We start from the raw sequence: 25,067 nt of genomic DNA on the forward strand, positions 1-25,067 counted from the left end.
CGGGAGCGTCTCGTGGATGACCGGGGGCGGCCCGTGCGTGACCGGGAGCGGCGGATCAGGGTGGTGCTCGCCGATGACCAGACCGTCGTCCGCGCGGGCTTTCGCGCCCTGCTCGACCTCACCGACGACCTGGCCGTGGTCGGCGAAGCCGCGGACGGCGTCGCGGCGGTGGAACTGACCCGCACCACCCGCCCCGACGTCGTCCTCATGGACATCCGCATGCCGCGCGCCGACGGCCTCGAAGCCACCCGCCGCATCGTCGCCGACCGCGCCCTCGACGCCGTACGCGTCCTGGTCCTGACGACCTTCGAGGCCGACGAGTACGTCTTCGAGGCCCTGCGGGCGGGAGCCGCCGGCTTCCTGCTCAAGGACATCGAACCGGACGACCTGCGCACCGCGATCCGCACCGTAGCGGCCGGGCAGAGCCTCCTGGCCCCCGGCGTCACCCGGCGGGTGATCGAGGAGTTCGCGCGGCTCAAGGCGCCCGAGGCCGAGGCGCTGCGGCTCCTTGACCCGCTCACCGACCGGGAGCGCGAGGTGCTCGCGCTGGTCGGCCGCGGTCTGGCGAACGACGAGATCGGCGCACGGCTCCTCATGTCGCCGCTCACGGCGAAGACGCACGTCAGCCGGGCGATGGCCAAGCTCGGGGCGCGGGACAGGGCGCAGTTGGTGGTGCTCGCGTACGAGACGGGCCTGGTGCGCGCGGGCGAGAGCTGAGCTGACCCGGCGGCGGTGCAGGGGCCGCTCCCGGGGCGACTACTCCCGGTGGAGCAGTCGCCGACTCCCCGCGGCAGATGTCCGGCGGTACCCGCCCTCCGTAGCGTCGACAGCATGATCGAAGCACGGGAACTCACCAAACGGTACGGCGACAAGGCGGCCGTCGACGGACTCACCTTCACCGTCCGCCCCGGCCGCGTGACCGGCTTCCTCGGCCCGAACGGCGCCGGAAAGTCGACGACCATGCGCATGATCCTCGGCCTCGACGCCCCCAGCGGCGGCACGGTCACGGTCAACGGTCGGCGCTACGAACGCCTCGGCGCACCCCTGCGCGAGGTCGGCTCGCTCCTGGACGCCAGGTCGGTGCACGGCGGACGCACGGCACGCGGACACCTCCTCGGCCTGGCCCGCAGCAACGGCATCGGCGCTGCCCGGGTCGACGAGGTCCTCGAAGAAGTGGGCCTCACGCGCGTGGCCGGCCAGCGGGCCAAGGGGCTCTCCCTGGGCATGGGACAGCGGCTCGGCATCGCGGCCGCGCTCCTCGGAGACCCCGGCGTGCTCATCCTCGACGAACCGGTCAACGGCCTGGACACCGAGGGCATCCGCTGGATCCGCGGCCTGCTCAAGTCCCTCGCCGCGGAGGGCAGGGCGGTCTTCCTCTCCAGCCACCTCATGAGCGAGATGGAACTGACCGCCGACCACCTGATCGTGATCGGCCGCGGCCGGCTCCTCGCGGACACCGACATGCGGGACTTCATCGAGACCAACTCCCGGGGCACCACCTTGCTGCGTACGCCGGACAACGAGGCGCGGCGCATGCGGGCCCTCCTGGAGGCGGCAGGGGCGTCCGTGCGCCTGGACGCGCGCGGCGGCTGGCGGGTGGACGGCCTGGCACCCGCCGAGATCGGCGAGCTGGCCCGCTCCCATGACCTGGCGATCCATGAACTCACCCCGGCGCACCGCTCCTTGGAGGAGATCTACACCGACATGACGCGGGCCTCGGTGGAGTACCGGGGCCGGGCGACACCACCCGAACCCCTCGCACCCGAACCCCTCGCACCCGAAACCCTCGCGCCCGAGTCCCCCGCAGCAGAGGAGCCGGCCCGATGAAGGCGATGCCCCCTCAAGCCATGCCCCCCGCACCCACCCCCGGCTTCCGCGCGGCCCTCGCCTTCGAGTGGACCAAGTTCGCCGGTCTGCGCTCCACCCGCTGGACACTCCTCACCACCGGCGCGCTCACCGTCGTCGGCGCGGTGTTCGTCGGCCTGAGCGGCAGCCTGCAACCCGACGACACGGTGCTCGGCGGCAGCCTCACCCTCAGCGTCGTCTCGCTGATGGTCGCGGGCGCGGTGGGCGCGCTGACCATCTGCGGCGAGTACGCGAGCGGCACCATCGCCGCCACCCTCAGCGCCGTACCCCGCCGCGGCCGGATGCTCGCCGCGAAGGCGGCCCTGCTGACCGGGCTCCTGTACGCCACCGGGCTCCTCTCCTGCACGGTCGCGTACCTCCTGGGCGGCGCGGTCCTGGAGGACGGCACGTACGCCCCGGGGGAACCCCTGCCCGCGCTGTTCGGGATCGCCGGGCTCTTCGCGCTCGTCGGACTCCTCGGCCTCGCGGTCGGCACGCTCCTGAAGCACTCGGCGGGTGCCGTCGTCACCGTGGTCGGCGTCCTGCTGCTGCCCTCCCTGTTCGGCCCACTGCTCGGCGACCTCCGGCGCTGGGTCGCGGGGGCCACGCCGACGGCCGCCCTGGAGAAGCTGACGCAGACCTCGGACGCGAGCCCGGAGGCGGTCGGCAGCCTTGGCGCCTGGCCCTCCCTGGGCCTGGTCGCCGCGTACACCCTGGCGCTCCTCGGTGTGGCCGGGTGGCGCCTGCGGCGACGCGACGCGTGACGCCCGGCGCCCCTCGGACTTTGCGATTCTTTTACAGTAGGTGTAGAAGTAGTCCCAGTCCTGCTTCTACACCCGCTGTCGTTATTCGGCGTCGGACCGCGTCGGACCGCGTCGGACCACGTCGGACCGCGTCATACGGCCTGGTGCGGTCAGGGCGCCCGCTCTGCCGTGGCGGGATGCCCCGGCCCCGCCGAGAATGACCGGCACGACCCTTCCTCGGAACGGAGCCCCTGTTGCTGTCCGCCGTCCTCGGTCTGCTCGCCGTGCTCGTCCTGACCGCGGGCACCGGCTACTTCGTCGCGCAGGAGTTCGCCTACGTGGCCGCGGACCGTCTCGCTCTCGCCCGCGAGGCGGAGGCGGGCGACAGGCGGGCGGCACGCGCCGTGCAGGTCCTCGGGCGGCTCTCGTTCATGCTGTCGGGTGCCCAGCTCGGCATCACCGTCACCGGTCTGGTCGTCGGCTTCCTCGCCGAGCCGTCCGTGTCCGGGCTCCTCAAGCCGGCCCTGGACGGCACCGGCCTCTCGGACGGCGTCGTCTCCGCCCTCTCCGTGGTGCTCGGTTTCGTCGTCGCCACCGTGCTCCAGATGGTCCTGGGCGAGCTCGCCCCCAAGAACCTCGCCCTCGCCGTCCCCGACCGGCTCGCGAAGTCCCTCGCCGGCTCCACGCTGGCGTATCTGAAGGTCGTCGGTCCGATCGTCCGCGTCTTCGACAGCGCCGCCAACCGCCTGCTGCGCCGGATCGGCATCGAGCCCGTCGAGGAGCTGCACCACGGCGCCACGCTCGAAGAGCTCAGCCACCTCATCGGCGAGTCCCACGAGCACGGCCAGCTGCCACGCGAGAGCGCCGAACTCCTCGACCACGCGCTGGAGTTCTCCGAGCGCACGCTGGGCGAGGTCTTGGTGCCGCGGGCGGACGTCACGTTCGTGCGTAAGGACGCCACGGCGGACGAGGCCGTGCGGCTCATCGCCGAGCACGGGCACTCGAACTACCCGGTCATGGGCGATCACCCGGACGACGTCGCGGGCGTCCTCGGGGTGCGTGAGCTGATGCGGCTGCCCGCCGGCCGCTTCGACCGCACCACGGCGGGCGAACAGGCCCGCCGCCCCCTGCTCCTGCCCGACACGCTGCCCCTGCCGGGCGCGGTGGCGCAGATGCGCGAGCGGGACGACGAGTTCGCCGTCGTCCTCGACGAGCACGGGGGAGTGGCGGGCATCGTCACGTACGAGGACATCGCCGAGGAGCTCGTCGGGGACATCGCCGACGAGAGCGACACCGTCGTCGCGCTGGCGGTCGCGGACGGCACCGGCTGGCTCGTCGACGCGGGCCGCAGACTCGACGAGGTGGCCGGTGCCACCGGCATCGAGCTGCCCGAGGACGACGACTACGACACCGTGGCCGGGCTGATCGTCGACCGGCTCGGCCGCTTCCCGGCCATCGGCGACCGCCTGACCGTGCCACTCTCCGACGGGAGTCGCGTCGCCATCGCCGTGCTCGGCCTCGACCGCCACGTCCCGGAGCGCGTACGCATCGAGCGGCTGCCCGCCGCGGACGCGCCGGCCACCGAGGAGGCCTCCGCATGAGTTTCCCCCTGGCTCTCTTCGTCACCGTCCTGCTGCTGGTCGCCAGCGGATTCTTCGTCGCCGCGGAGTTCGCGCTGGTCGCCGCCAAGCGGCACCGCGTGGAGCGGGCGGTCGCCGCCGGGGAGCGCGGCGCCAAGTCCGCGCTCGCGGGCATGCGGGAGCTGTCCCTGATGCTCGCAGGGGCCCAACTCGGCATCACCGTCTGCACCCTGGGGCTCGGATCGGTCTCCAAGCCCGCGATCTCCCACGAACTCGACCCGCTCCTGGCGAAGCTGGGTCTGCCGGCCGGGCTCAGCTACGGAATCGCCTTCGCCCTCGCCATGATCGTCGTGGTGTTCCTGCACATGGTCGTCGGCGAGATGGCCCCCAAGTCCTGGGCCATCGCCCACCCCGAGCGCTCGGCGATGCTGCTCACCCCGCCCTTCCGGGCCGTGGTCAAGGCCGTCCGCCCGCTGCTCACCGTCCTCAACAAGGTCAGCAACGCGCTCGTACGGCTGTGCAAGGTCACCCCGCGCGACGAGCTCACCTCGGTCCACAACCGCGAACAACTCGCGCACCTGGTAGCGGAGTCGGGGCGGCTCGGCCTGATCAGCGACGCCGACTCCGGCCTCATCACCACCTCGCTCACCGCGCCGCTGACCGCCGTCGGCGACCTGCGGACCGCCGCCGACCGGATCACCTCCGTACCGGCCGACGCGAGCATCGACGAGGTCCTCGAGGTGGCCGCGGCCAGCGACCGCACCCGGCTGCTCGTCCGGGACGGGGCCGCCGTCCTCGGCTCGGTGCACGCCCGTGACGCCCTGGTCGCCCGTGCCCGCAACCGCGCCCTGACCGCCCGCGAACTGGCCCGCCCCGTACCGGAACTGGCCGCCGACGACACCCTCGCCCACGCCGTCGAGGAACTGCGCCGCCGCCGCGCCTCGCTCGCCGTGCTCTGCGACGCGTCCGGCAGGCTCACCGGCCTGGTCAGCCTGGACGACCTGCTGGCCCGCCTGATGGAACCGCGGCAGCCGGTGTGACGGCCGCCCGGCGCACCTCCGCCGACACGACCACGCGCCCCCGCGGGGGAGGAAATTACACCCGGTACAGGGATATACGGGCGTCGCCGGGTCTGGCTACTGTGCTCGCCATGCCACGCGCCGACGACGCCGTCCGCCGTCACCCGGCAGCCCGTGTGAGCGCGGTGCCGCGGTGAAGTTCCGAAGACGGCCTCCTCCCTGCCCGCAGGCGGTCACCTACCGGAGTGTTCCGGCCGCGGTGGCGGCGGGCTGCCAGGTCATCACCCTCCTCGACGGCGGCGGCCGGGACATCGGACACCTCGACTACCAGGTCTGCCACACGTGCCGCGCCGCGCACGTCAGTACGATCGCGATCGCGGGCCCCTGGCAGGGCATGGGCCTGGGGCGCGAAGCCCTCCACCGCGCCACGGACCTTTGGCCCGGATACGCGTGGAGCACCTCCCGGCAGTCCGCCGAGGGCCGGAAGTTCTTCGCCGCGATGGCCGACGAGACAGGCATGGACTTCGTGCCGGGAGCCGACGGCTGCCCCCACATCACCGCCCCGCCACGGGGCAAGGACGCGCCACCACCCTGAGCCGACCGCCGCCGTGCCGACTCCAGTCCTGCACCGACCAGCGCCCTGCCGACCGCAGGCCGCAACCGACCGGCGCCCTGCGGGGCGCCGCCCCGAGCCGCCTGTCGCCCGGTGATCCGCGCGCGATAGCGTCACCGCCGTGACGACCAACGCTCCCGGGGCCACCCCTGACTCCTCCGCACCCGCGGCGATATTCCGCGGACAGGGACGGACGGGACGCCGTATCGCCGACATCGTCGCGCTCCTCATGCCGCCCCTCCTGCTGGTGGTGCCGGTGCTGCTGATCCGGGCCGGGGTGATCGACGACGGCTTCCTGTTCCTGAACCTCGTGTCGCTCCTCCTCAGCGCACTGGTGGCGGCCTACGCGCACATGGGCTGGCGCGCCCGCCCGCACGACGGCGACCTGCTGTCCGCCCGCACCCTGGCCGGACGCCGCACCGTCGACCTCGCCCGGCTCACCAAGGTGGGCCGCCTGGAGGTGCCGGGGCAGACCCGGACCGACGACCGGCTGATCCTCACCGACGCGCACGGCGTACGGGTCATCCTGGACAAGCTGGCGGGCGGCGACGAGAAGATCGACGTCCTGGTGCGCAGGGCCCTGCTCAGAAGGCCGCCGGGCGCGGGCGTGATCGTGTCGGACCGGGCCGCCGAACGCCTCGACCTGCGGACGGAGGTGAGCCGGCCGCAAGGGCGCCTGAAGGCGGGGCGCACCATCCGCGAGGGGCTCATCGGCTGGGTTCCCCTGCTGTCGGTCTTCGCGGTCACGCCGCTGAGCTTCGGCCTGCTGATCGCCGGACTCTCGCTCTCCGACGTGATCTGATACCCCATCACGTCGGCCATGGACTGCGGATTGCGGATTGCGGCTCGCCGACCGCCGCGCGCGGGGACACCCACGGCGCCTGGGACACCCACGGCGCCTGGGACACCCATGGCACCTGGGGCACCCATGGCCCCCGTAACGCCTAGAGCGGCGCGGTCTCGTCGGCCTTGAACGCGCCGCCGTGGCCCGGCACGATCACGTCGGCCGCGGCGAGCACCCGCAGCCGTGACGCCCGCAGCGTCGTCAGGTCCGGGGACACCGGGTCCTCCACCGGGCCGTTCGGCCGCCACCACAGGTCGCCCACGAAGGCGATCGTGCCCTCGGCGGTGCCCGCGAGCAGGGTGATGTCCTCGCGGCTGTGGCCCGGCGTGCGGATCAGCCGCAGGGACGGGGCGAGTTCATGGCCCTCGGCGTCCCGGTCGGTCCACTGGTCGGCCTCGTAGATCGCCTTGTGGTCGTGGACCCGGGCCCGGCCGAACAGTCCCACGTTCATGGTGTTGTCCGGGTGGTGGTGGCTGAGCACCACGTCGGTGATGTCGTCCGGGCCGAGGCCCAACTCCGCGAGCGGGCCCAGGATCCGGTCCCGGCTCGCCACCATGCCGGGGTCGACGATCACGTGCCGGTCCGCGTCGCGCACGTAGGAGACGGTGGCGGCGACTCCGGGGCCGGTGGAGCCCGTGTAGCCGGTGGTCAGGATCGTGTACGTGGCGCTGTGGCCGAGCGGGGCCTCTGTCGCTGCGGGTGTCGCTGTCTTCGTCATGCCCCGAGTCTTCCGGGCGGAAGGACCGACGACGAGTGGCCCTTCTGCCACTGATCGCAGGAAACGTGCCACGCGACGTGTCACACTCCCGTATGCCGCCTTTCACGACCATCGCCGCCTACGCCCCGCCGGGCGTCGGCATCCTCGGCGCGGGCATCGTCTCCGAGGTGTTCGACGAGCGGGGCTCCGGCCTGCCCCGCTTCGACTTCGCCCTGTGCACCGACCGCCCCGGGCAGGTCCGCAGCGACGCCGGGGTGCCGATCCACGTGGCGCACGGCCTGGAGCGGCTGGCCGCCGCCGACCTCGTCATCGCCCTGCCCTGGGCCGACTTCCGTACGCCGCCCGCGCCCGCCGTCCTTGAGGCGTTCACCGCGGCCCACGAGCGGGGCGGCCTGGTCGCGGGGCACTGCGTCGGTGCGTTCGCCCTGGCCGCGGCGGGGCTCCTGGACGGGCGGCGCGCCACCACGCACTGGCGCTTCGCGGACCTCCTGGCGAGCCGGTATCCGGAGGTCACCGTCGAGGCCGAGGCCCTGTACATCGACGAAGGGCAGGTCGTCACGGGCGCGGGAGCCGCCGCGGGCTTCGACCTCAGCCTGCATCTGCTCCGGCGCGAGTACGGCGCGGCGACGGCGAACACCATCGCCAGGGACCTGGTCCTGCCGTCCCACCGCGACGGCGGCCAGGCCCAGTACCTCGCCGCCCCCGTCCCGGAGGACTGCCGGGACGACCGGCTCACCGAGGTCCTCGGCTGGGCCCGCGAGAACCTCCACGAGCCGCTGCCGGTCACGGAGTTGGCCCGCCGCGCCCTGATGAGCAGGCGTTCCTTCGCCCGCCGCTTCACCGCCGCGACCGGCACGACTCCGCACGCCTGGCTGGTCAACCTGCGGCTGAGCAGCGCCGAGGAGCTTTTGGAGACCACGGATCTGCCGGTGGAGGAGATCGCCCGCCGGGTCGGGTACGGCAGCGCGGCCGTCCTGCGCGAGCAGTTCGTACGCCGCCGGGGCGTGCCGCCGCGGTCCTACCGCCGCGCGTTCACCCGGACGTCGTAGCCGGAGCTGCGCGGTCCGCCCATCGGACCTGTCTCAGCTGAACGAGGGCATCTCGCCCTCCGTGCTGGCCAGATCGATGACGCTGAAGGTGGCGCCCTGCTGGTCGGCGACCGTGGCGAAGCGGCCGAAGGGGCTGTCCATCGGGCCGAAGAGCAGCTGCCCGCCGAGCTTGGTGACGGTGGCGATCGCGGCGTCGCAGTTGTCCACGGCGAAGTGCACGTTGACGAACGGCGGTGCGTCCGGCGGGAAGTCTTCGGTCATCTTGAGGCGGCCGAGGACCGGCTGCCCGTCGAGCCGGAAGACGCTGTAGTCGACGTCGTCCACGTCCATCCGCCGCGTCTCGTAGGGGAACACGGAGGGCAGGAAGGCGTCCGTCGCCGCCGGATCCCGCGTGGTGAGCTCGGCCCAGCAGTACGCTCCGGCCTCGCCGGTCTTCTCGAAGCCCTGGTGGGTGCCCGGCTGCCAGACGCTGAAGAACGCACCGCTGGGCTCCTGCGCCATCGCCATGGTGCCGAACTCGCCGACCGGCATCGGCTCCATGGTGAGGGTCCCGCCGTTGTCGCGGATCCTGGCGGCCGTCGCGGCGGCGTCGGGCGCCGCGAAGTAGAGGTTCCAGGCGGCGGGGCCTTCCATGCCCTGCATCTGCGGGACGACCGCGGCCACGGCCTTGCCGTCCGAGCGCGCCTGGGTATAGCCCCCGTACTCCTCCGCACCGGAGTCGAACGTCCAGCCGAGCAGCTCGCCGTAGAAGCTCTTCGCGGCCGCCACGTCGGGGAACATCGCGTCCGTCCAACAGGGCATGCCTTCCGGGTACGCGGACATCGCGAGGCCTCCCGTTCACGCGGAACCTGTCGATTTCACGCTATTCGAACCGGAACGCCCCCGCGCGTCGAGTCACCGCGCTCCGAAGTTCTGCGTCCACCAGGGGCCGCCGCTGCCCTGCCGGTAGCCGATGCCGATCTCCTTGAAGGAGCAGTTCAGGATGTTCGCGCGGTGGCCCGAGCTGTTCATCCAGGAGTCCATCACCGCGGCGGGACTGCGCTGACCAGCGGCGATGTTCTCCCCGTAGGTACTCCACTTGTAGCCGGCCGCGGTGACCCGGTCGCCGGGGTCCTCGCCGTCGGGGTTCGTGTGGTCGAAGAAGTCGCGCTCGGCCATGTCGTCGGAGTGGGCCTGTGCCGCGTTGCCCAGCTTGCTGTTCAAGGTCAGCGGGCCGCAGCCGCTCTTGGCGCGCTCGGCGTTGGCGAGCCGGGTGACCTCCGCGCTGTACGCGCTGCTGCCCGCCGGAGCCTCGGGCGCCTGCGGGGCCTGGGGCGCGCTGCTCGTCGGGGTGGGCTTCGGGGTGGCCTTCGGCTTCGGGGCCTTGGTCTTCGACGGGGTGGGCTTGGGGGAGGGCTTCCGCTTCCGGCTGGGGGAGGCGGAGGGGGACTTGTCGGGGGAAGACGCGGTGGTGGAGGGAGTCTTCGGGGAGGGCGGTCGCGAGGCGGTCAGGGTCTCCGCTTCCGTCTGCCGGTCGTCCGCGGGGCGCGTGGCCGAGTAGATGACCCCGCTCGCGACGACGAGCACGGCGACGCCCGCGGCCACCGTGCGGCCCTTGCGGGGCATCCGGTGGCGCTTGGCCGCGTGTCTCGCCGGGGCGCTCCGGGAGCCGGATATCTCGTACGTGTCCGGCGCCGTGGGACGGCCGCCGGTGGACGTGTGCGGCGCGTCGGACGCCAGGTGGTGCGCGTCGGACGCCAGGTGGTGCCCGTCGGACGCCAGGCGGTGCCCGTCGGCGGCGCTCACCGCGCGGATCGCGCCGGGCGCGGCCAGCGCGGCGGACAGCGGCACCAGGGCGAGACCCACCAGGAGGCGCTCGGCGAGCACCAGTCCCGCGCCGTGGTCCGAGCACATCGCGCAGTCACGGACGTGCCGGGCCAGGCGCTTGCGCCAGAGGGCCGACGGCGTGCCGTCCCAGGGAGCCACCACGTCGCTCAGGTAGGGGCAGCGGGGCGCGGCGGCCAGCGCGCGGACCACGATCCGGGCCGTCTCCAGCTGCGTCTTCATCCGCTGCACCCGGACCGCCGCGTGCTGGGGCGGCAGCTCCATGGCGGAGGCGACCTCGGCCCGGGTCAGCTCGCCGGAGACCTCCAGCCACCACAGCGACAGGAGCGCGCGGTCGTCGGTGTCCAGCCAGCGGGTGGCCTCGGCCACCTCCCGGCGCTGGCCCACCAGGCCGAGCCGGATGATCGTCAGGTCGACGAAGTCGGCGCCGGGATCCGCGACGTCGTACGCCTCGTGCAGCGGGCTCGGGCTCTTCTGGCCGGAGGCGCGCTGCTGCCAGTGCCTGCGGATCTCGTTCATGGCGATGGCCACGAGCCAGGACCGGAAGCTCGCCGGGTCACGGAGAGCCGCCAGACCGGCGAGCGCGCGCAGCATGGTCTCCTGCACGACGTCGTCGACGTCGGCATGGCCGTCGAGCGCCCGCCCGACGATGTTGTAGACCAGCGGCAGGTACCCGGCCACCAGGTCGTCCTGCGCCTGCTGGTCCCCGGTCTGCGCCGCCGTCACCAGAGGATCGTGATCACCGATCATGGGCTGCCTCACTCGCTTTCTTCGTCGGCACGTTCTGGCCTTACACCTGGGAGATCGCGTGGGCGTACGGAGATAACAGAAATCCGCGAACAGATTTCCGGGCCGAGTCGGTGAGCATACGCAGGACCGGCGTCGGCGGTCGCGGCCCTCTGTCCGGCATACCGGACATGAACGGGTTCCGCAGGGCCGACGAGCCGAACGCCACAGGGGGCGAGCCGGTACAGGGCTGGTGGAGGACCGGTGCCGGGTCGGTGCGCCCGCACCGGCCCGGCACCGGCGTCCTCACGCGGGGCGGGAGAGGAGTTCCCGCAGGGCGGCGGCGATCTCGGCGGGCGCCTCCTCGGCCATGAAATGGCCGCAGGTGACGGGCAGGTGCCGCAGGTCCGGCGCCCAGGCGCCCCACAGGGCGGCCGCGTCGAAGCCGAGCGCGGAGCCCCAGTCCTGCTGGAGCACGGTGACGGGCATCCGCAGCGTGGTTCCGGCGGCGCGGTCGGCGCGGTCATGGTCGACGTCGACGCCGGCGGATGCGCGGTAGTCGGCCACGATCGAGGGCACCGCGGCCCGGCAGGCGTCGAGGTAGGCGGCGCGTACGTCGGCGGGGATCGCCCGCGGGTCGTTGGTCCAGATGTCGAGGAAGTGGCCGAAGAAGGCGTCCGGGGCAGCGGCGATCAACTGCTCGGGCAGACCCGGGGGTTGTGCCATCAGATACAGGTGGAAGCCGACGGCGGCGGTGACGCCGTGCATCACGTCCCACATGTCGAGGGTCGGCAGCACGTCGAGGCAGGCCAGATGCGTGATCGTGCCCGGGTGGTCGAGTCCGGCGCGGAAGGCGACCAGGGCGCCGCGGTCGTGCCCGGCCAGCGCGAAACGGTCGTGGCCGAGTGCGCGGGCCACGGCGACGACATCGGCGGCCATGGTGCGCTTGGCATACGTGCTGCCGTCGGTCTCGGCGGGCTTGTCGCTCGACCCGTAGCCGCGCAGGTCGGGGCAGATCACCGTGTGGTCGGCGGCGAGGTCGGCGGCGACGTGCCGCCACATGAGATGGGTCTGCGGGAAGCCGTGCAGCAGCACGAGCGGCGGACCCGAGCCGCCGACGGCAACGTTCAGCGAGACGCCCGCGGAACCCTCCGAGGCTTCCGTGACGGGCACGCGCCGGTAGGTGAAATTCTCGATGGCAGGGGTCATGGTCGCGCCTTTCGTGGTGATCGGGTGTTCGGGGTGGTGAGGTGTTCGGGGGTGATCGGGTGTTCGGAGTGGTCGCGTGCTCGGGGTGGTCGGGGGTTCGGGTCGGGGGAGTGCCGAACAGGTGCTTACGAGCCTCCCGGGCGCCGATGAGCATCCGATGAGCGCGCTCCGAGCGCGCTACCGTGACCAGGGGCGATGCCTCGGTAAGCGGGCGGAAAGGGTGGTCGGGCGTGCAGGTCGAGTTCGGTGTGCTCGGGCCGGTGGCCGCCTGGAACGGAGTCGCCCGGAACGGGACGGAGGACCCGAACGGGGCCGACCGGAACGGGACCGACGCCACGGGGGATCCGGTCGCCCTGAAGGGGCCCCGGCACCGCGCGGTCCTCGCCCGGCTGATCGTCGCCCGCCGTCGCGTCGTCCCGGTCGCCCGCCTGGTCGACGACCTGTGGGGGGACCCGCCCGGAGACGCGGTCGGAGCGGTACGCACCTTCGTGGCCGCCCTGCGCCGCGCCCTGGAGCCGGAGCGCCCGCCCCGCACGCCCGCCCGGCTGCTCGTCACCGAGGGCCCGGGATACGCCCTGCGCGCCGCCCCCGGCACGGTGGACGCCTGGCGCTTCGAACAGGCGGTGACCGACGCGGTGACCCTGCCCCCGCAGGAGGCCCTCGGCCGACTCGACGAGGCACTCGGATGGTGGCGGGGCCCCGCCTACGCCGAGTTCACCGAGGAGGCCTGGGCCCGCGCCGAGCGCTCCCGCCTGGGCGAGCTGCGCCTGCACGCCGTCGAACGCCGGGCCGAGGCACGCCTCGACCTGGGACGCGCCGCCGACGCGGTGCCGGACCTCGACGCGCACGTGGCCGAACACCCCTGGCGCGAGGACGCCTGGCGTCTGCTCGCCCTCGCGCTCTACCGCACCGGCCGCCAGGGCGACGCGCTCGCGGTCCTGCGCCGGGCCCGCGCCCTCCTGGTCGAGCAGCTGGGCGTGGACCCCGGCCCGGGGCTGCGCCGCCTGGAGGCCGACATCCTCGGCCAGGCCCGTCACCTCGACCCCGCACCGGCCGCGCCGCCCCGGGCCGGTGACGCGGCGGAACGGGTGTGGGCCCGGGCCACCACCGCCTACGACCGGACCGTGGCGTCCGGCGCCCGCGCCCGCCTCGATTCGACCGTCGGCCTGCTGCGCAACCTGGCGGTGACGGGCGGCAGCGGACTCGAAGCGGCCCGCGAGCACCGCCTCGCGGCCGTCGAGGCGGCCGAGGAACTGGGCGACGCGGACCTCACCGCCCGCGTGATCGGCGCGTACGACGTCCCGGCGATCTGGACCCGCGTCGACGACCCGGCCCAAGCCGCGCGGGTCGTCGGGGCGGCCGAACGCACCCTTGCCGCGCTCCGCCCCGACGCGCACCCGGCGGCACGGGCCCGCCTGCTCGCCACGGTCGCCCTGGAGTCACGCGGCACCGGATCGGCCCGCGGGCCGCAGGCCGCCCGGCAGGCCGAGGAGATCGCCCGCCGGATCGAGGACCCCGGCCTCCTCGCGTTCGCCCTGAACGGGCGGTTCATGCAGGCCTTCGACCGCGCCGGCCTGGCCGCGCACCGGGACGCGATCGGCGCCGAACTCGTCGCCCTGTCCGCCCGGCACGGGCTCACCACCTACGAAGTCCTCGGCCACCTCATCCGCCTCCAGGCCCGCAGCGCCCTCGCGGACTTCCCGGGCGCCGACGGCCACGCGACGGCGGCCGAACTCCTGGCGGACCGTCATGAACTGCCCCTGGTGGGCGTGTTCACCCAGTGGTACGCGGCGCTGCGGCTCGCGGCGACCGGCGAGACCCCGGCGGCCGAGGCGGCTTACGGGGAGGCCGCGGCACGGCTGGAGGGTGCGGGCATGCCCGGCCTGGAGCGCGGCCTGCTGCCCCTGGCCCTCCTGTGCCTGCGCCACGCCCACCCCGCCCCGACCGGCGTACGGAGGGCGCGGCCCCGGAGCGAGCTCCTCGGGCGAACGCCGGACGAGGCGACGGACTATGGGCCCTACGAACCCTGGGCCCGCCCCCTCGTGCTGCTGGCACGGGACCGCCGCGCCGAGGCGGCCGAGGCGCTGCGCCTGCTCCCGGACCCGCCCCGCGACTTGCTGCTCGAAGCACTGTGGTGTCTGGCGGGCCGGGCGGCGATCGCCGTGGACGACCGCGAGACGATGGAACGCGCCCACGCCGAACTGGCACCAGCGGCAGGGGAGTTGGCGGGAGCGGGCAGCGGCCTGCTCACCCTGGGCCCGGTAGCGCGGCACCTCGACGACCTGAGCACGGCGCTCCGACGCCCCAGGTGAGTGGACGAGCACGGGCAAGCGGCCCGGCCAAGGGCCGTCCCACACAGCGACGAGACCCTCGCCCCGTCCGATGCGGGGTGAGGGTCTCGTTCTGCCGAAGGGAGTCAGGGGGTTGCCCCTCGTGTCAGCCCTTGCGGGTGTTGACCTCTTCGGTCAGGGCGGGGACGACGTCGAAGAGGTCGCCGACCACGCCGTAGTCGACCAGGTCGAAGATGGGGGCTTCGGCGTCCTTGTTGATCGCCACGATGGTCTTGGAGGTCTGCATGCCCGCCCGGTGCTGGATGGCACCGGAGATGCCCGAGGCGATGTACAGCTGCGGCGAGACGGACTTGCCGGTCTGGCCGACCTGGTTGGAGTGCGGGTACCAGCCGGCGTCCACCGCGGCACGCGAGGCGCCCACGGCCGCGCCCAGCGAGTCGGCGAGGGACTCGATGAGGTGGAAGTTGTCCGCGCCGTTGACCCCGCGCCCGCCGGAGACCACGATCGCGGCCTCGGTCAGCTCCGGACGCCCACTCGACTCCCGCGGGGTGCGTGCGGTGACCTTGGTGCCGGTGGCCTGCGCCGAGAACGACACGGCCAGCGCTTCCACGGTGCCGGCGGCCGGAGCGGCCTCGACCGCGGCGCTGTTGGGCTTGACGGTGATGACCGGGGTGCCCTTGGAGACCCGCGACTTGGTGGTGTAGGAGGCGGCGAACGCCGACTGGGTGGCCACCACGCCCTCCCCGGAGGCCTCCAGGTCCACCGCGTCGGTGATCAGACCCGAGGAGATGCGCACCGCGAGGCGCGCGGCGATCTCCTTGCCCTCCGCCGAGGAGGGCACCAGCACCGCGGCCGGGGACACCGCCTCGTAGGCGGCCTGCAACGCGTCCACCTTGGGGACCACCAGATAGTCGGCGAACTCGGCGGCCTCGCTGGTGAGGACCTTGACCGCGCCGTGCTCGGCCAGCGCGGCGGCGGTCTCACCGGCGCCGTTGCCCAGCGCCAGCGCGACCGGCTCACCGATCCGGCGGGCCAGCGTCAGCAGCTCCAGGGTGGGCTTGCGGACGGCACCGTCCACGTGATCGACGTAGACCAGAACTTCAGCCATGGGACTTCCTGTTTCCGTGAGGTGTCAGCGAATCGGGGGGACTAGATGAACTTCTGGCCCGCGAGGAACTCGGCCAGCTGCTTGCCGCCCTCGCCCTCGTCCTTGACGATCGTGCCCGCGCTCCGCGCGGGACGCTCGGTGGCCGACTCGACCTGCGTCCAGGCACCCGCAAGGCCCACCTCCTCGGCCTCCAGCCCCAGATCCGACAGGTCCCAGGACTCCACCGGCTTCTTCTTGGCCGCCATGATCCCCTTGAACGAGGGATAGCGCGCCTCACCCGACTGGTCGGTCACCGACACCACCGCCGGCAGCCCGGCCTCCAGCTGCTCCGAGGCCGCATCCCCGTCCCGGCGGCCCGTGACCTTCCCGTCGGCGACCGCCACCTCGGACAGCAGCGTCACCTGCGGCACCCCCAGACGCTCGGCCAGCAGCGCCGGCACCACACCCATCGTGCCGTCCGTCGAGGCCATCCCCGAGATCACCAGGTCATAGCCGGCCTTCTCCACGGCCTTGGCCAACACCAGCGACGTGCCCAGCGCGTCCGTGCCGTGCAGATCGTCGTCCTCGACATGGATCGCCTTGTCCGCACCCATCGACAACGCCTTGCGCAACGCGTCCTTGGCATCCTCCGGACCCACCGTCAACACGGTGATCTCCGCGTCATCCGCCTCGTCCGCGATCTGCAACGCCTGCTCGACCGCATACTCGTCCAGCTCCGACAGCAGGCCATCGACGTCATCGCGGTCAACGGTCAGGTCATCGGCGAAGTGCCGGTCGCCGGTGGCGTCAGGCACGTACTTCACGGTGACAACGATCCTCAAGCTCACGCCGGCTCTCCTACCTGGTGTGGTTCGTTACGACGACGGTATGGCACTCAGTACCCCCTGTAAAGGTACGTAGTGCCAGAACGGTGGTCGCGATGCTACGTTCCCCGCATGACTGAGGCGCGCGGACCAGCGAAGAAGGCCCCCATGCGGGAGGTGCTCGCCAAGGCGGCGTTCCAGCTGTTCATGGAGCGCGGCTTCGAGCAGACCACGGTGGACGACATCGTGGCGCGGGCCGGGGTCGGGCGCCGCTCCTTCTTCCGGTACTTCCCGTCCAAAGAGGACGCGGTCTTCCCCGACCACGAGAGCTGCCTGGCCGACATGACGGCGTTCCTCGACGCGGCCGACGGCGGTGACCCCGTGGGCGCCGTGTGCGACGCGGCCCGGATCGTGCTGAGCATGTACGCCGCGAACCCCGAGTTCTCCGTGCAGCGCTACCGCCTGACCCAGGAGGTCCCCGGCCTCCGTACGTACGAGCTGTCCGTGGTGCGCCGCTACGAACGCACCATGGCGGGCTATCTCCGCGGCCGGTACGCCGACGCCGAGGACGGGTCCCTGCGCGCCGAGGTGATCGCCGCCTCCGTGGTCGCCGCGCACAACAACGCCCTGCGTTCCTGGCTGCGCTCGGGCGGCGACGGCGACCCCGAGGCCGCGGTGGACCACGCGCTCGGGCTCGTCCGGGACGGCTGGGGAAGCGGCGCCGCGGGCGGGGAAGCGGGCCCGGACGCCGACGACGAGGTCGTCGTCATGGTGGTCTCCAAGCGCGCCCCCATGTGGCGCGTGGTGCAGCGCGTCGAGTCGGCGCTCGGCCAGGAATGAGCGAGTAGCACTCAGTACCTTTACCTACTGGCACTCAGTGCCATATGGTGCGGATGCGTCGACGCCGAGCGCGGCGCATCCGAGCCGAGTGCAGGTCGATTGCAGGGGGTCGAGACGTGTCCCAGCAGGAATTGAGCATCGCGCCGACAGAGCACGAGCGAACCGGCATGATCTACCAGCGCTGCCGGTGGTGCGGCACCGCGTCCTTCCGGCGCATGCTGTGTCCGGTGTGCGCGTCCAGCGATCTGGTGGCCGAGCAGAGCGACGGCGAAGGCGTCGTCGTCCAGTCCAGCGTGGTCAACCGCTACACCGGCACCGCGCGCAACGAATCCCTCGTCCGTTTCCCCGAAGGGTTCGTGTTCCGCTGCCGTGTCGTGGGCGCCTCGCCCCATCTCGTCTGGGTCGGTGCGCGCGTGCGGCCCGTGGCCGGATCCGATCCGGAGACCGGGGAGGCCGTCTTCGAGCTCTGCGAGCCGCACACGAGCACCGACTGGTAGCGCTTCTGCTGCCCAGCGCTTTTGATCCCCAAGCGCTTCTGATCCCCAGTGGCGCCCGTGTGGCGCTGCCGGTCAGTTGACGCCGCGCTCGTGTCCCTCCCAATAGGGCCCGCGCAGCTTGTACTTCTGGAGTTTCCCGGTGGCCGTGCGGGCCAGTTCCGCGCGGAACTCCACCGATGTCGGCGCCTTGAAGCCGGCGAGGTGCTCCTTGCAGTGCCGGATGAGCTCCTCCTCCGTGGCCCGCGCGCCCGGGGCGAGGACGACCAGGGCCTTGATGGTCTCGCCCCACTTCTCGTCCGGCACCCCGATGACCGCGACCTCGGCGACCGCGGGATGGCTGAACAGCACGTCCTCCACCTCGATCGAGGACACGTTCTCGCCGCCGGTGATGATGACGTCCTTCTTGCGGTCACTGATCGTCAGATGGCCGTCCGCGCCGATCGACCCGCCGTCACCCGTGTGGAACCAGCCGCCCTCCAGCGCCTTCGCCGACTCCTCGGGCTGCTCCCAGTACCCCTCCAGGATCACGTTCGAGCGGGCGAGCACCTCGCCCTCCTCGGACGTACGCAGCGTCACGCCCAGCGCGGGGGCGCCGGCCTGGACCAGTTTCTCCGCGCGCCGCTGCGGGGTGAGGTCGTCCCACTCGGAGCGGGCGCGGTTGATGGTGAGCAGCGGCGAGGTCTCGGTGAGCCCGTAGATCTGGATGAACTCCCAGCCGAGCTCGGACTCGACCTGCTCGACCGTCTTGGTGGGCGGCGGGGCACCCGCGACGATGATGCGCACCCGGTCCCGCCCCGGGATCTCCCCCTCCCACGTCCGCGCGGCGGCCAGGATCGCGTTGACCACGGCGGGCGCCGCACACATCACCGTGACCCCGTGCTCGGCCACCCGGCGCAGGATCTCCGCGCCGTCGACCTTGCGCAGCACGACCTGGCGCGCGCCCATGCCGGCCATCGCGAACGGCATGCCCCAGCCGTTCGCGTGGAACATCGGCAGGGTGTGCAGATAGACGTCCCGGTCGCTGACCCCGGCGTGCAGCGCGAACGTCAGGGCGTTGACCCAGATGTTGCGGTGCGTGATCTGAACGCCCTTGGGGCGCGCGGTCGTTCCGCTGGTGAAGTTGATGGTGGCGGTGGCGTTCTCGTCGTGCTCCCAGGGCGCGGGCTCGGTGTCGAACCGGTACAGCTCGGCGTCGGCGTTCGCCCCGAGGGTGTAGCGGTGCTTGCAGGTCACGCCCGAGAGGCGGTCCTCCAGCTCCGGGTCGACCAGCAGGACGCTCGCGCCCGACTGCCCGACGATGTAACCCACCTCTTCGGCCGAGAGGCGGAAGTTGACCGGCACGAGCACCCGGCCGTGGCCGCTGACGCCGAAGAAGGACGTCAGCAGCCGTGCGCTGTTGGGCGAGACCACCGCGACCCGTGCGCCGTGTGGCACCCCGAGTGCGTCGAGACCGGCGGCCTGGGCCCGCGCCAGCTCGCCCACCCGCCGGTAGGTGAGCCCTTCCCAGGGTTCGGCCGGCTGATCGGGCTCGTCGACGATGCCGACCCGGTCCCCGTACACGGCCGTGGCGCGGTCCAGAAAATCAAGGGCCCCGAACGGGACGAACATCCTGCCTCCCGAAGCTCAGTCGATGTACGCCGCCTATCCGACCACGGCCCACGGGAAACCGGACACCGCCCCGTCAGGTTCGCGGCGGCCGGTGCGCCCGGGCCGGCGCGGGTCCGGCCCCGGAAAGCGGCGCTCTTGACTCGGGTATCGGGGCGAGGAGCCGGGAAGGATGGATCCGGTGCGGCGACGAACGTGACCGCACCGGGGCGGCCCCTCTCCGACGTGGGGGCGGCTCCTCACCGGGGCGCGGGACGGTCCCCTCCGGCGTACGAAGGGTGCAGCGATGACAGATTCGGCCCCTGGGCGGCTCACCATCTCGCGGGCGACGCCCGACGACTGGCAGGTCGTCGTCGGGTGGGCGGCGGACGAGGGCTGGAATCCGGGGCTGCGGGACACCCCGTCGTTCTTCGCGCAGGACCCCGAGGGATTCTTCGTCGGCCGTATCGGGGGCGAGCCGGTCTCCGCCATCTCGGTCGTGAACTACGACGAGTTGTACGCCTTCCTCGGCTTCTACCTCGTCCGTCCCGACCTGCGCGGCCAAGGCCACGGCATCGCCACCTGGCGGACCGCCCTCGCCCACGCGGGCAAGCGGACCGTCGGCCTCGACGGCGTGGTCGACCAGCAGGCGAACTACCGCCGCTCGGGCTTCGAACTCGCCCACCGCACCCTCCGGTACGTGGGCCCCGTGCCGTCCGGCGGCCCCCGCCCCTCCCGGGTCCTGCCGGTCGAGGCGGCGGGCCTGCGGGCGATCACCGCGTACGACGCCGCGTGCTATCCCGCCGACCGCCCGCGCTTCCTGGAGTCCTGGCTGACCACTCCGGGGCATCGCGCCCTCGCCCGGATCGTCGACGGCCACATCACCGGCTACGGCGTGCTCAGGCCGGCCCAGGGCGCCCTGCGCGTCGGGCCCCTGTTCGCCGACACGCGCGCCGACGCGGAGGAGATCTTCGACGCGCTGACCGCCGAGACGGACGGCACCCCCGTGATCATCGACGTGCCCGAGACCCAGCCGCACGCCGTCGCGCTGGCCGAGGCACGCGGCATGAAGCCCACGTTCCCGACCGCGCGGATGTACACCGGGCCGGTGCGGGAGCTGGCCGAGGAGCGGGTCTTCGGCGTGACGACGCTCGAACTGGGCTGACCGCAGGTGACCGCAGGGCGGGCCCGCCACCGGATCCGCCCGCCCTGCCGCCCTGCCGCCCTGCCGTACTCCCGCCCCTCTGCCCTGCCGTACTCCCGCCGTGCCGCCCTCCCGCGCGATCGCTAGGTGATGGTGAGCCTCTTCTTCGCCTTCGCCTCGGAGCTGTTGCCGACGTAGAGGTCCACCGCGCCTTCCTCGACGCGGAACTCGCCGTCCTGCGCGTTCGTCCAGAAGCCGAGGTCGTCGGCGCCGAGCCGGAAGCGGACGGTCCGTGAGGCGCCCGGCTTCAGCGTCACCCTGCGGAACCCGCGCAGCTTGCGCACGGGCTGCGTGATGCCGGCCGCGATGTCGTGGACGTACAGCTGGACGACCTCGTCGCCGGTGCGGGCGCCCGTGTTGCGGACGCTGACCGAGACCTCCAGGGTGTCGCCCTCGCGCAGGGCCCGCGCCGGGACGCGTGCGCGGCTCAGCTTCGGCTCGCCCATCTCGAAGGAGGTGTACGAGAGCCCGTGGCCGAAGGCGAACTGCGGGTCAGGCGGCAGGTCGAGGTACTTGGACGTGTACTTGTTGTCCGGGGCGTACGGGCGGCCCGTCGACTCGTGGTTGTAGTGGACGGGGATCTGGCCGACCGTGCGCGGGAACGAGACGGGCAGCTTGCCGCCCGGATTGACCTCGCCGAACAGCACGTCGGCGATCGCGTTGCCCGCTTCGAGGCCCGGGTGCCAGGCCTCCAGGACGGCGGGCGCCGACGGCAGCCAGTCGCCGACGGTCAGCGGGCGACCGTTGACCAGGACCACCACGAACGGCTTGCCCGTCCCGGCGATCGCCTTGATCAGCTTCTCCTGCCCGCCCGGCAGACCGATGTCGCTGCGCGCGGCGGCCTCGCCGCTCATCGCCGGGGGCTCGCCGACCACGACGACGGTGACGTCCGCCTTCTCGGCCGCGGCGACCGCGGCAGGGATGCCGCCGGTGTCCGTGCCCTCGGCGTCGACGCCCTTCGCGTACGTCACCTTCGCCCGTGGCGCGGCGCCCCGCACGGCGGCGAGGACCTTGCCCGAGGGGAACTTCTTGGCGGCGCCGGGGAAGGTCCACGTGCCCAGCAGGTCGTCGGAGTCGCCGAACGGGCCCACGACCGCGATCGATCCGGCCGACTTCTTGAGCGGGAGCGCCTTGCCGTCGTTCTTCAGGAGCACCATCGAGCGGGCAGCGGTCTCCCGGGCGGCCTTGCGGGCCTCGGGGGACGGCTTGTCGATGGCGTCGCCCTCGTCGACGTACGGATGCTCGAAGAGGCCGAGGGCGAACTTCAGGCGCAGGATCCGTGACACCGCTTCGTCCAGGCGCCCGGTGCTGATCCTGCCGTCGCGCAGGAGCTTCTTGCCGTGCCGGGCCAGGTCGGTGCTGGCCATCTCCATGTCGACGCCGGCGTTCAGGGCGAGGCGGGCCGCGTCGGCGCCGTCCTCGGCGAAGCCGTGCGCGACGAGTTCGTCGACGCCGTTCCAGTCGCTGACGACGAAGCCGTCGAAGCCCCACTCCTTGGACAGGATGCCGGTCAGCGTGTGGGCGTTGCCGTGGGCCGGGACGCCGCTGACGGTGTTGAAGGAGGCCATCACCGTGGCCACGCCAGCCTCCGACGCGGCCTTGAACGGGGGCAGGTAGTGGTTGCGCAGGCGCGACTCCGACACGTCGACCGTGTTGTAGTCCCGGCCGCCCTCGGCCCCGCCGTACGCCACGAAGTGCTTGGCGCAGGCGGCGATGCGGTCCTTGGCGTCCAGGCCCGCGCCCTTCTCGCCCTGGTAGCCCTCCACCTTGGCCACCGCGAACGCCGTCGTGAGATACGGGTCCTCGCCGCAGCCCTCGGCGATCCTGCCCCAGCGCGGCTCGTGCGTGACGTCCATCATCGGCGAGAACGTCCAGTGCACGCCGTTCGAGCGGGACTCCTTCGCCGACACCTCGGCGTCCCGCCGGGTGACTTCCGGGTCGAAGCTCGACGCCTGGGCGAGGGGGATGGGGAACGTGGTCCACAGGCCATGGATGACGTCGAGACCGAACAGCAGCGGAATGCCGAGCCGGGACTCCTCCACCGCGATGCGTTGCAGGGCGTTGCTGTTCTTGGCGCCGAAGATGTTCAGGACCGAACCGAGGCGTCCGGCGCGCGCCGCGTCCTCGACGTCCTTCGTCTCGCTGCCGCCGGGGCCGGTGCTGACGGCCCAGGGGAGCTGCTGCAACTGCCCCAGCTTCTCTTCGGCGGTCATCCGGGCGAGCAGCTTCTTGATCTTCGGATCGTGAGGGCTCGGCGTCCGGTCGCGCGGGCTCGGGCGGTGGGGCGCCGCCTGGGCGAGACCTGTACCCGCGGCGGTGAACCCGCCGCCCGCGACGGCGGTGCCGCCGATCGCGGACAGCAGAGTACGCCTTCGTAGCTCTCGCATGTGTTCGCCTTCTCGCGTCAGGAAGTCGACAACCTCTGTGATGGCCACAAGAGTTGAAGCGAAAGTATGTGCCTGTTACATGCGGGTCAAGGGATGCGGCCGGGACGCGCGGGGGTCTCGTTCGGGTGCCGCACGCCCGACACTTGACCTCAAGGAAACTTGAGGTTCTACCTTCTTCTCATGAGCATGGAAACGACAGCCTGGACCCAGCTGCAGAGCGTGATGCACGCCGAGCAGGACCGCCGTCCCTTCGCCCGCGCCACCCTGCGCCGCATCGGGACCTTCGCCCGCCCGCACAAGCGCCGCATCGTCCTCTTCGTCCTCCTGAGCATCGTCACCGCGCTGCTCGCCGTGGCGACCCCCGTTCTCGCCGGCAGCGTCGTGGACGTGATCGTCAAGGACGGCGAGTCCTCGCTCGTCGTCCGGTACGCCCTGCTCATCGCCGCCATCGCCGTCGCCGAAGCCGGCTTCGGACTGCTGGGCCGCTGGCTGTCGGCGAACCTGGGGGAGGGGCTCATCCTCGACCTGCGGACGGCCGTCTTCGACCACGTACAGCGCATGCCCGTCGCCTTCTTCACCCGGACCCGCACGGGCGCGCTCGTCAGCCGCCTCAACAACGACGTGATCGGCGCCCAGCGCGCGTTCAGCAACACGCTCTCCGGCGTCGTCGGCAACGTGGTCACACTGCTCCTGACCCTGGCCGTGATGCTGAAACTCTCCTGGCAGATCACGCTTCTCGCGCTCGTCCTGCTGCCGGTCTTCATCATCCCCGCACGCCGCATGGGCTCCCGGATGGCCAAGCTCCAGCGGGAGGCCGCCCACCACAACGCGGCGATGGGCACCCGCATGACCGAGCGCTTCTCCGCCCCGGGCGCCACGCTCATCAAGCTCTTCGGCCGCCCCGGCGCCGAGTCGGAGGAGTTCGCGGCACGGGCCCGGCGGGTGCGGGACATCGGCGTCCGCACGGCCATGGCGCAGTCCACGTTCATCACCGCGCTCACCCTGGTCTCGGCCCTCGCCCTGGCCCTCGTCTACGGCCTCGGCGGCTACTTCGCCCTGAACGGCACCCTGGAAGCCGGCGCGATCGTCTCCCTCGCCCTGCTCCTGACCCGGCTCTACGCCCCGCTGACCGCCCTGGCGGGAGCGCGGGTCGAGGTCATGAGCGCGCTCGTCAGCTTCGAGCGGGTCTTCGAGGTCCTCGACCTGAAGCCGCTGATCGACGAGAAGCCGGACGCACGCGAGGTCCCCTCGGGCCCGGTGGCGGTGGAGTTCGACGACGTCCGCTTCGGCTACCCGTCCGCCGACAAGGTCTCCCTGGCCTCCCTGGAAGAGGTCGCGTCGCTCGACACGCGGGGCGGCGAAGAGGTCCTGCACGGCCTGTCCTTCCGCGCCGAGCCGGGCCAGACCGTGGCACTCGTCGGCTCGTCCGGAGCGGGCAAGTCGACCATCGCGCAACTGCTTCCCCGGCTGTACGACACGGACGGCGGGGCCGTGCGCATCGGCGGGGTCGACGTCCGTGACCTCTCCGCCGCGTCCATGCGCCGCACCCTCGGCATGGTCACCCAGGACGGCCACCTCTTCCACGAGTCGGTCCGCGCCAACCTGCTGCTCGCCCGCCCCGAGGCCACCGAGGACGACCTCTGGGACGTCCTGCGCAGGGCCCGCCTCGAAGACCTCGTACGCTCCCTGCCCGACGGCCTGGACACCGTGGTCGGCGAGCGCGGCTACCGCCTGTCCGGCGGTGAGCGCCAGCGCATGACGATCGCCCGGCTGCTCCTGGCCCAGCAGCGGGTGGTCATCCTCGACGAGGCGACGGCGCACCTGGACAACACCTCGGAGGCGGCGGTCCAGGAAGCCCTCGCCGAGGCGCTGGAGGGACGCACCGCGATCGTCATCGCGCACCGGCTCTCGACGGTGCGCTCCGCCGACCAGATCCTCGTCGTCGAGGCCGGGCGGATCGTGGAGCGCGGCACGCACGAGGAACTGCTCGCACTCGGAGGCCGGTACGCGGAGCTGTACCGCACGCAGTTCGCGAACAAGCCGGTGGAGGTGGTGGCGTAGCGCCCGCGGTCGGTACCGGGCCGAGGAGAGGGGCCGGTCCGACGCACAGCGCCGGGACGACAAGAAGCGCCGGGCCGTCAAGAAGCGCCGGGCCTACGAGAAGCGCCGCGCCGACCGGAGAA

Annotated in this window: 21 protein-coding genes; 13 read left to right on the forward strand and 8 right to left on the reverse strand. The window is 72.6% G+C overall.

Annotated features, from left to right (window positions below; all coding sequences use genetic code 11):
- Positions 1–54: 54 nt before the first annotated feature.
- The 7 genes from QBL25_RS35550 to QBL25_RS35580 all read left to right on the forward strand — a co-directional run bounded on the left by QBL25_RS35550 (position 55) and on the right by QBL25_RS35580 (position 6,602).
- Positions 55–717 carry a response regulator gene (locus tag QBL25_RS35550; RefSeq protein ID WP_409062895.1) on the forward strand — a complete coding sequence of 221 codons (663 nt, stop codon included), beginning with the start codon at positions 55–57 and terminating at the stop codon, positions 715–717.
- 114 nt (positions 718–831) lie between these two features.
- Positions 832–1,827 carry an ATP-binding cassette domain-containing protein gene (locus QBL25_RS35555; protein ID WP_409061059.1) on the forward strand — a complete coding sequence of 332 codons (996 nt, stop codon included), beginning with the start codon at positions 832–834 and terminating at the stop codon, positions 1,825–1,827.
- 20 nt (positions 1,828–1,847) lie between these two features.
- Positions 1,848–2,609, forward strand: coding sequence for an ABC transporter permease subunit (locus tag QBL25_RS35560; RefSeq protein ID WP_409061060.1), 762 nt, complete (start codon positions 1,848–1,850; stop codon positions 2,607–2,609).
- Positions 2,610–2,845: 236 nt separating this feature from the next.
- Positions 2,846–4,189, forward strand: coding sequence for a hemolysin family protein (locus QBL25_RS35565; RefSeq protein WP_409062896.1), 1,344 nt, complete (start codon positions 2,846–2,848; stop codon positions 4,187–4,189).
- Complete coding sequence (locus tag QBL25_RS35570; RefSeq protein WP_409061061.1) at positions 4,186–5,208, forward strand: hemolysin family protein; 1,023 nt, start codon at positions 4,186–4,188, stop codon at positions 5,206–5,208. The genes QBL25_RS35565 and QBL25_RS35570 overlap by 4 nt, the downstream gene beginning before the upstream one ends.
- 172 nt (positions 5,209–5,380) lie before the next feature.
- A complete protein-coding gene (locus tag QBL25_RS35575) occupies positions 5,381–5,782 on the forward strand; it encodes a hypothetical protein (RefSeq protein ID WP_409061062.1) in 402 nt (133 codons plus the stop codon).
- Between the two features lie 139 nt (positions 5,783–5,921).
- On the forward strand, positions 5,922–6,602 hold the full coding sequence (locus tag QBL25_RS35580; protein ID WP_409061063.1) for a hypothetical protein: 681 nt from the start codon (positions 5,922–5,924) through the stop codon (positions 6,600–6,602).
- 142 nt (positions 6,603–6,744) lie between these two features.
- On the opposite strand, the gene QBL25_RS35585 is transcribed toward QBL25_RS35580, so the two are convergent.
- Positions 6,745–7,362, reverse strand: a complete 618-nt coding sequence (locus QBL25_RS35585; protein ID WP_409061064.1) for an MBL fold metallo-hydrolase — start codon at positions 7,360–7,362, stop codon at positions 6,745–6,747.
- 92 nt (positions 7,363–7,454) lie between these two features.
- On the opposite strand from QBL25_RS35585, the gene QBL25_RS35590 reads away from it, so the two are divergent.
- Complete coding sequence (locus QBL25_RS35590) at positions 7,455–8,411, forward strand: GlxA family transcriptional regulator (protein ID WP_409061065.1); 957 nt, start codon at positions 7,455–7,457, stop codon at positions 8,409–8,411.
- 33 nt (positions 8,412–8,444) lie between these two features.
- Here the strand turns inward: QBL25_RS35590 and QBL25_RS35595 are convergent, their stop codons facing one another.
- The 3 genes from QBL25_RS35595 to QBL25_RS35605 all read right to left on the reverse strand — a co-directional run bounded on the left by QBL25_RS35595 (position 8,445) and on the right by QBL25_RS35605 (position 12,170).
- A complete protein-coding gene (locus QBL25_RS35595; protein ID WP_409061066.1) occupies positions 8,445–9,233 on the reverse strand; it encodes a VOC family protein in 789 nt (262 codons plus the stop codon).
- 72 nt (positions 9,234–9,305) lie between these two features.
- Entirely contained in the window at positions 9,306–10,985 is a 1,680-nt protein-coding gene (locus QBL25_RS35600) for a sigma-70 family RNA polymerase sigma factor (protein WP_409061067.1), read from the reverse strand.
- Between the two features lie 282 nt (positions 10,986–11,267).
- Positions 11,268–12,170: an alpha/beta fold hydrolase gene (locus tag QBL25_RS35605; RefSeq protein WP_409061068.1), complete on the reverse strand. Its 903-nt coding sequence runs from the start codon at positions 12,168–12,170 to the stop codon at positions 11,268–11,270.
- A 230-nt stretch (positions 12,171–12,400) separates the two neighbouring features.
- On the opposite strand from QBL25_RS35605, the gene QBL25_RS35610 reads away from it, so the two are divergent.
- Complete coding sequence (locus QBL25_RS35610; protein ID WP_409061069.1) at positions 12,401–14,482, forward strand: BTAD domain-containing putative transcriptional regulator; 2,082 nt, start codon at positions 12,401–12,403, stop codon at positions 14,480–14,482.
- A gap of 124 nt (positions 14,483–14,606) precedes the next feature.
- Here QBL25_RS35610 and QBL25_RS35615 read toward each other — a convergent pair whose 3' ends face one another.
- Complete coding sequence (locus QBL25_RS35615; RefSeq protein WP_409061070.1) at positions 14,607–15,569, reverse strand: electron transfer flavoprotein subunit alpha/FixB family protein; 963 nt, start codon at positions 15,567–15,569, stop codon at positions 14,607–14,609.
- Between the two features lie 41 nt (positions 15,570–15,610).
- Positions 15,611–16,396 (reverse strand): electron transfer flavoprotein subunit beta/FixA family protein, encoded by a 786-nt coding sequence (locus tag QBL25_RS35620; RefSeq protein WP_409061071.1) that lies wholly within the window; start codon positions 16,394–16,396, stop codon positions 15,611–15,613.
- Between the two features lie 108 nt (positions 16,397–16,504).
- On the opposite strand from QBL25_RS35620, the gene QBL25_RS35625 reads away from it, so the two are divergent.
- Together QBL25_RS35625 and QBL25_RS35630 are read left to right on the forward strand one after the other, a co-directional pair.
- Complete coding sequence (locus tag QBL25_RS35625) at positions 16,505–17,212, forward strand: TetR family transcriptional regulator (RefSeq protein ID WP_409061072.1); 708 nt, start codon at positions 16,505–16,507, stop codon at positions 17,210–17,212.
- Positions 17,213–17,379: 167 nt separating this feature from the next.
- Positions 17,380–17,709 (forward strand): Zn-ribbon domain-containing OB-fold protein, encoded by a 330-nt coding sequence (locus QBL25_RS35630; protein WP_409062897.1) that lies wholly within the window; start codon positions 17,380–17,382, stop codon positions 17,707–17,709.
- Between the two features lie 72 nt (positions 17,710–17,781).
- Here the strand turns inward: QBL25_RS35630 and QBL25_RS35635 are convergent, their stop codons facing one another.
- Positions 17,782–19,317, reverse strand: coding sequence for an AMP-binding protein (locus tag QBL25_RS35635; RefSeq protein ID WP_409061073.1), 1,536 nt, complete (start codon positions 19,315–19,317; stop codon positions 17,782–17,784).
- A 283-nt stretch (positions 19,318–19,600) separates the two neighbouring features.
- On the opposite strand from QBL25_RS35635, the gene QBL25_RS35640 reads away from it, so the two are divergent.
- Positions 19,601–20,458, forward strand: a complete 858-nt coding sequence (locus tag QBL25_RS35640) for a GNAT family N-acetyltransferase (RefSeq protein ID WP_409061074.1) — start codon at positions 19,601–19,603, stop codon at positions 20,456–20,458.
- Positions 20,459–20,580: 122 nt separating this feature from the next.
- On the opposite strand, the gene QBL25_RS35645 is transcribed toward QBL25_RS35640, so the two are convergent.
- The gene (locus tag QBL25_RS35645) at positions 20,581–22,884 is read right to left on the reverse strand and encodes a glycoside hydrolase family 3 N-terminal domain-containing protein (protein WP_409061075.1); all 2,304 of its coding nucleotides are present in this window, start codon (positions 22,882–22,884) and stop codon (positions 20,581–20,583) included.
- Positions 22,885–23,064: 180 nt separating this feature from the next.
- Here QBL25_RS35645 and QBL25_RS35650 point away from each other — a divergent pair, with 180 nt between their 5' ends.
- Entirely contained in the window at positions 23,065–24,945 is a 1,881-nt protein-coding gene (locus QBL25_RS35650) for an ABC transporter ATP-binding protein (RefSeq protein WP_409061076.1), read from the forward strand.
- Positions 24,946–25,067 lie beyond the last annotated feature (122 nt).

Origin of the sequence: Streptomyces sp. SYP-A7185, assembly GCF_046103685.1 — a bacterium.
Taxonomy (GTDB): Bacteria; Actinomycetota; Actinomycetes; order Streptomycetales; family Streptomycetaceae; genus Streptomyces.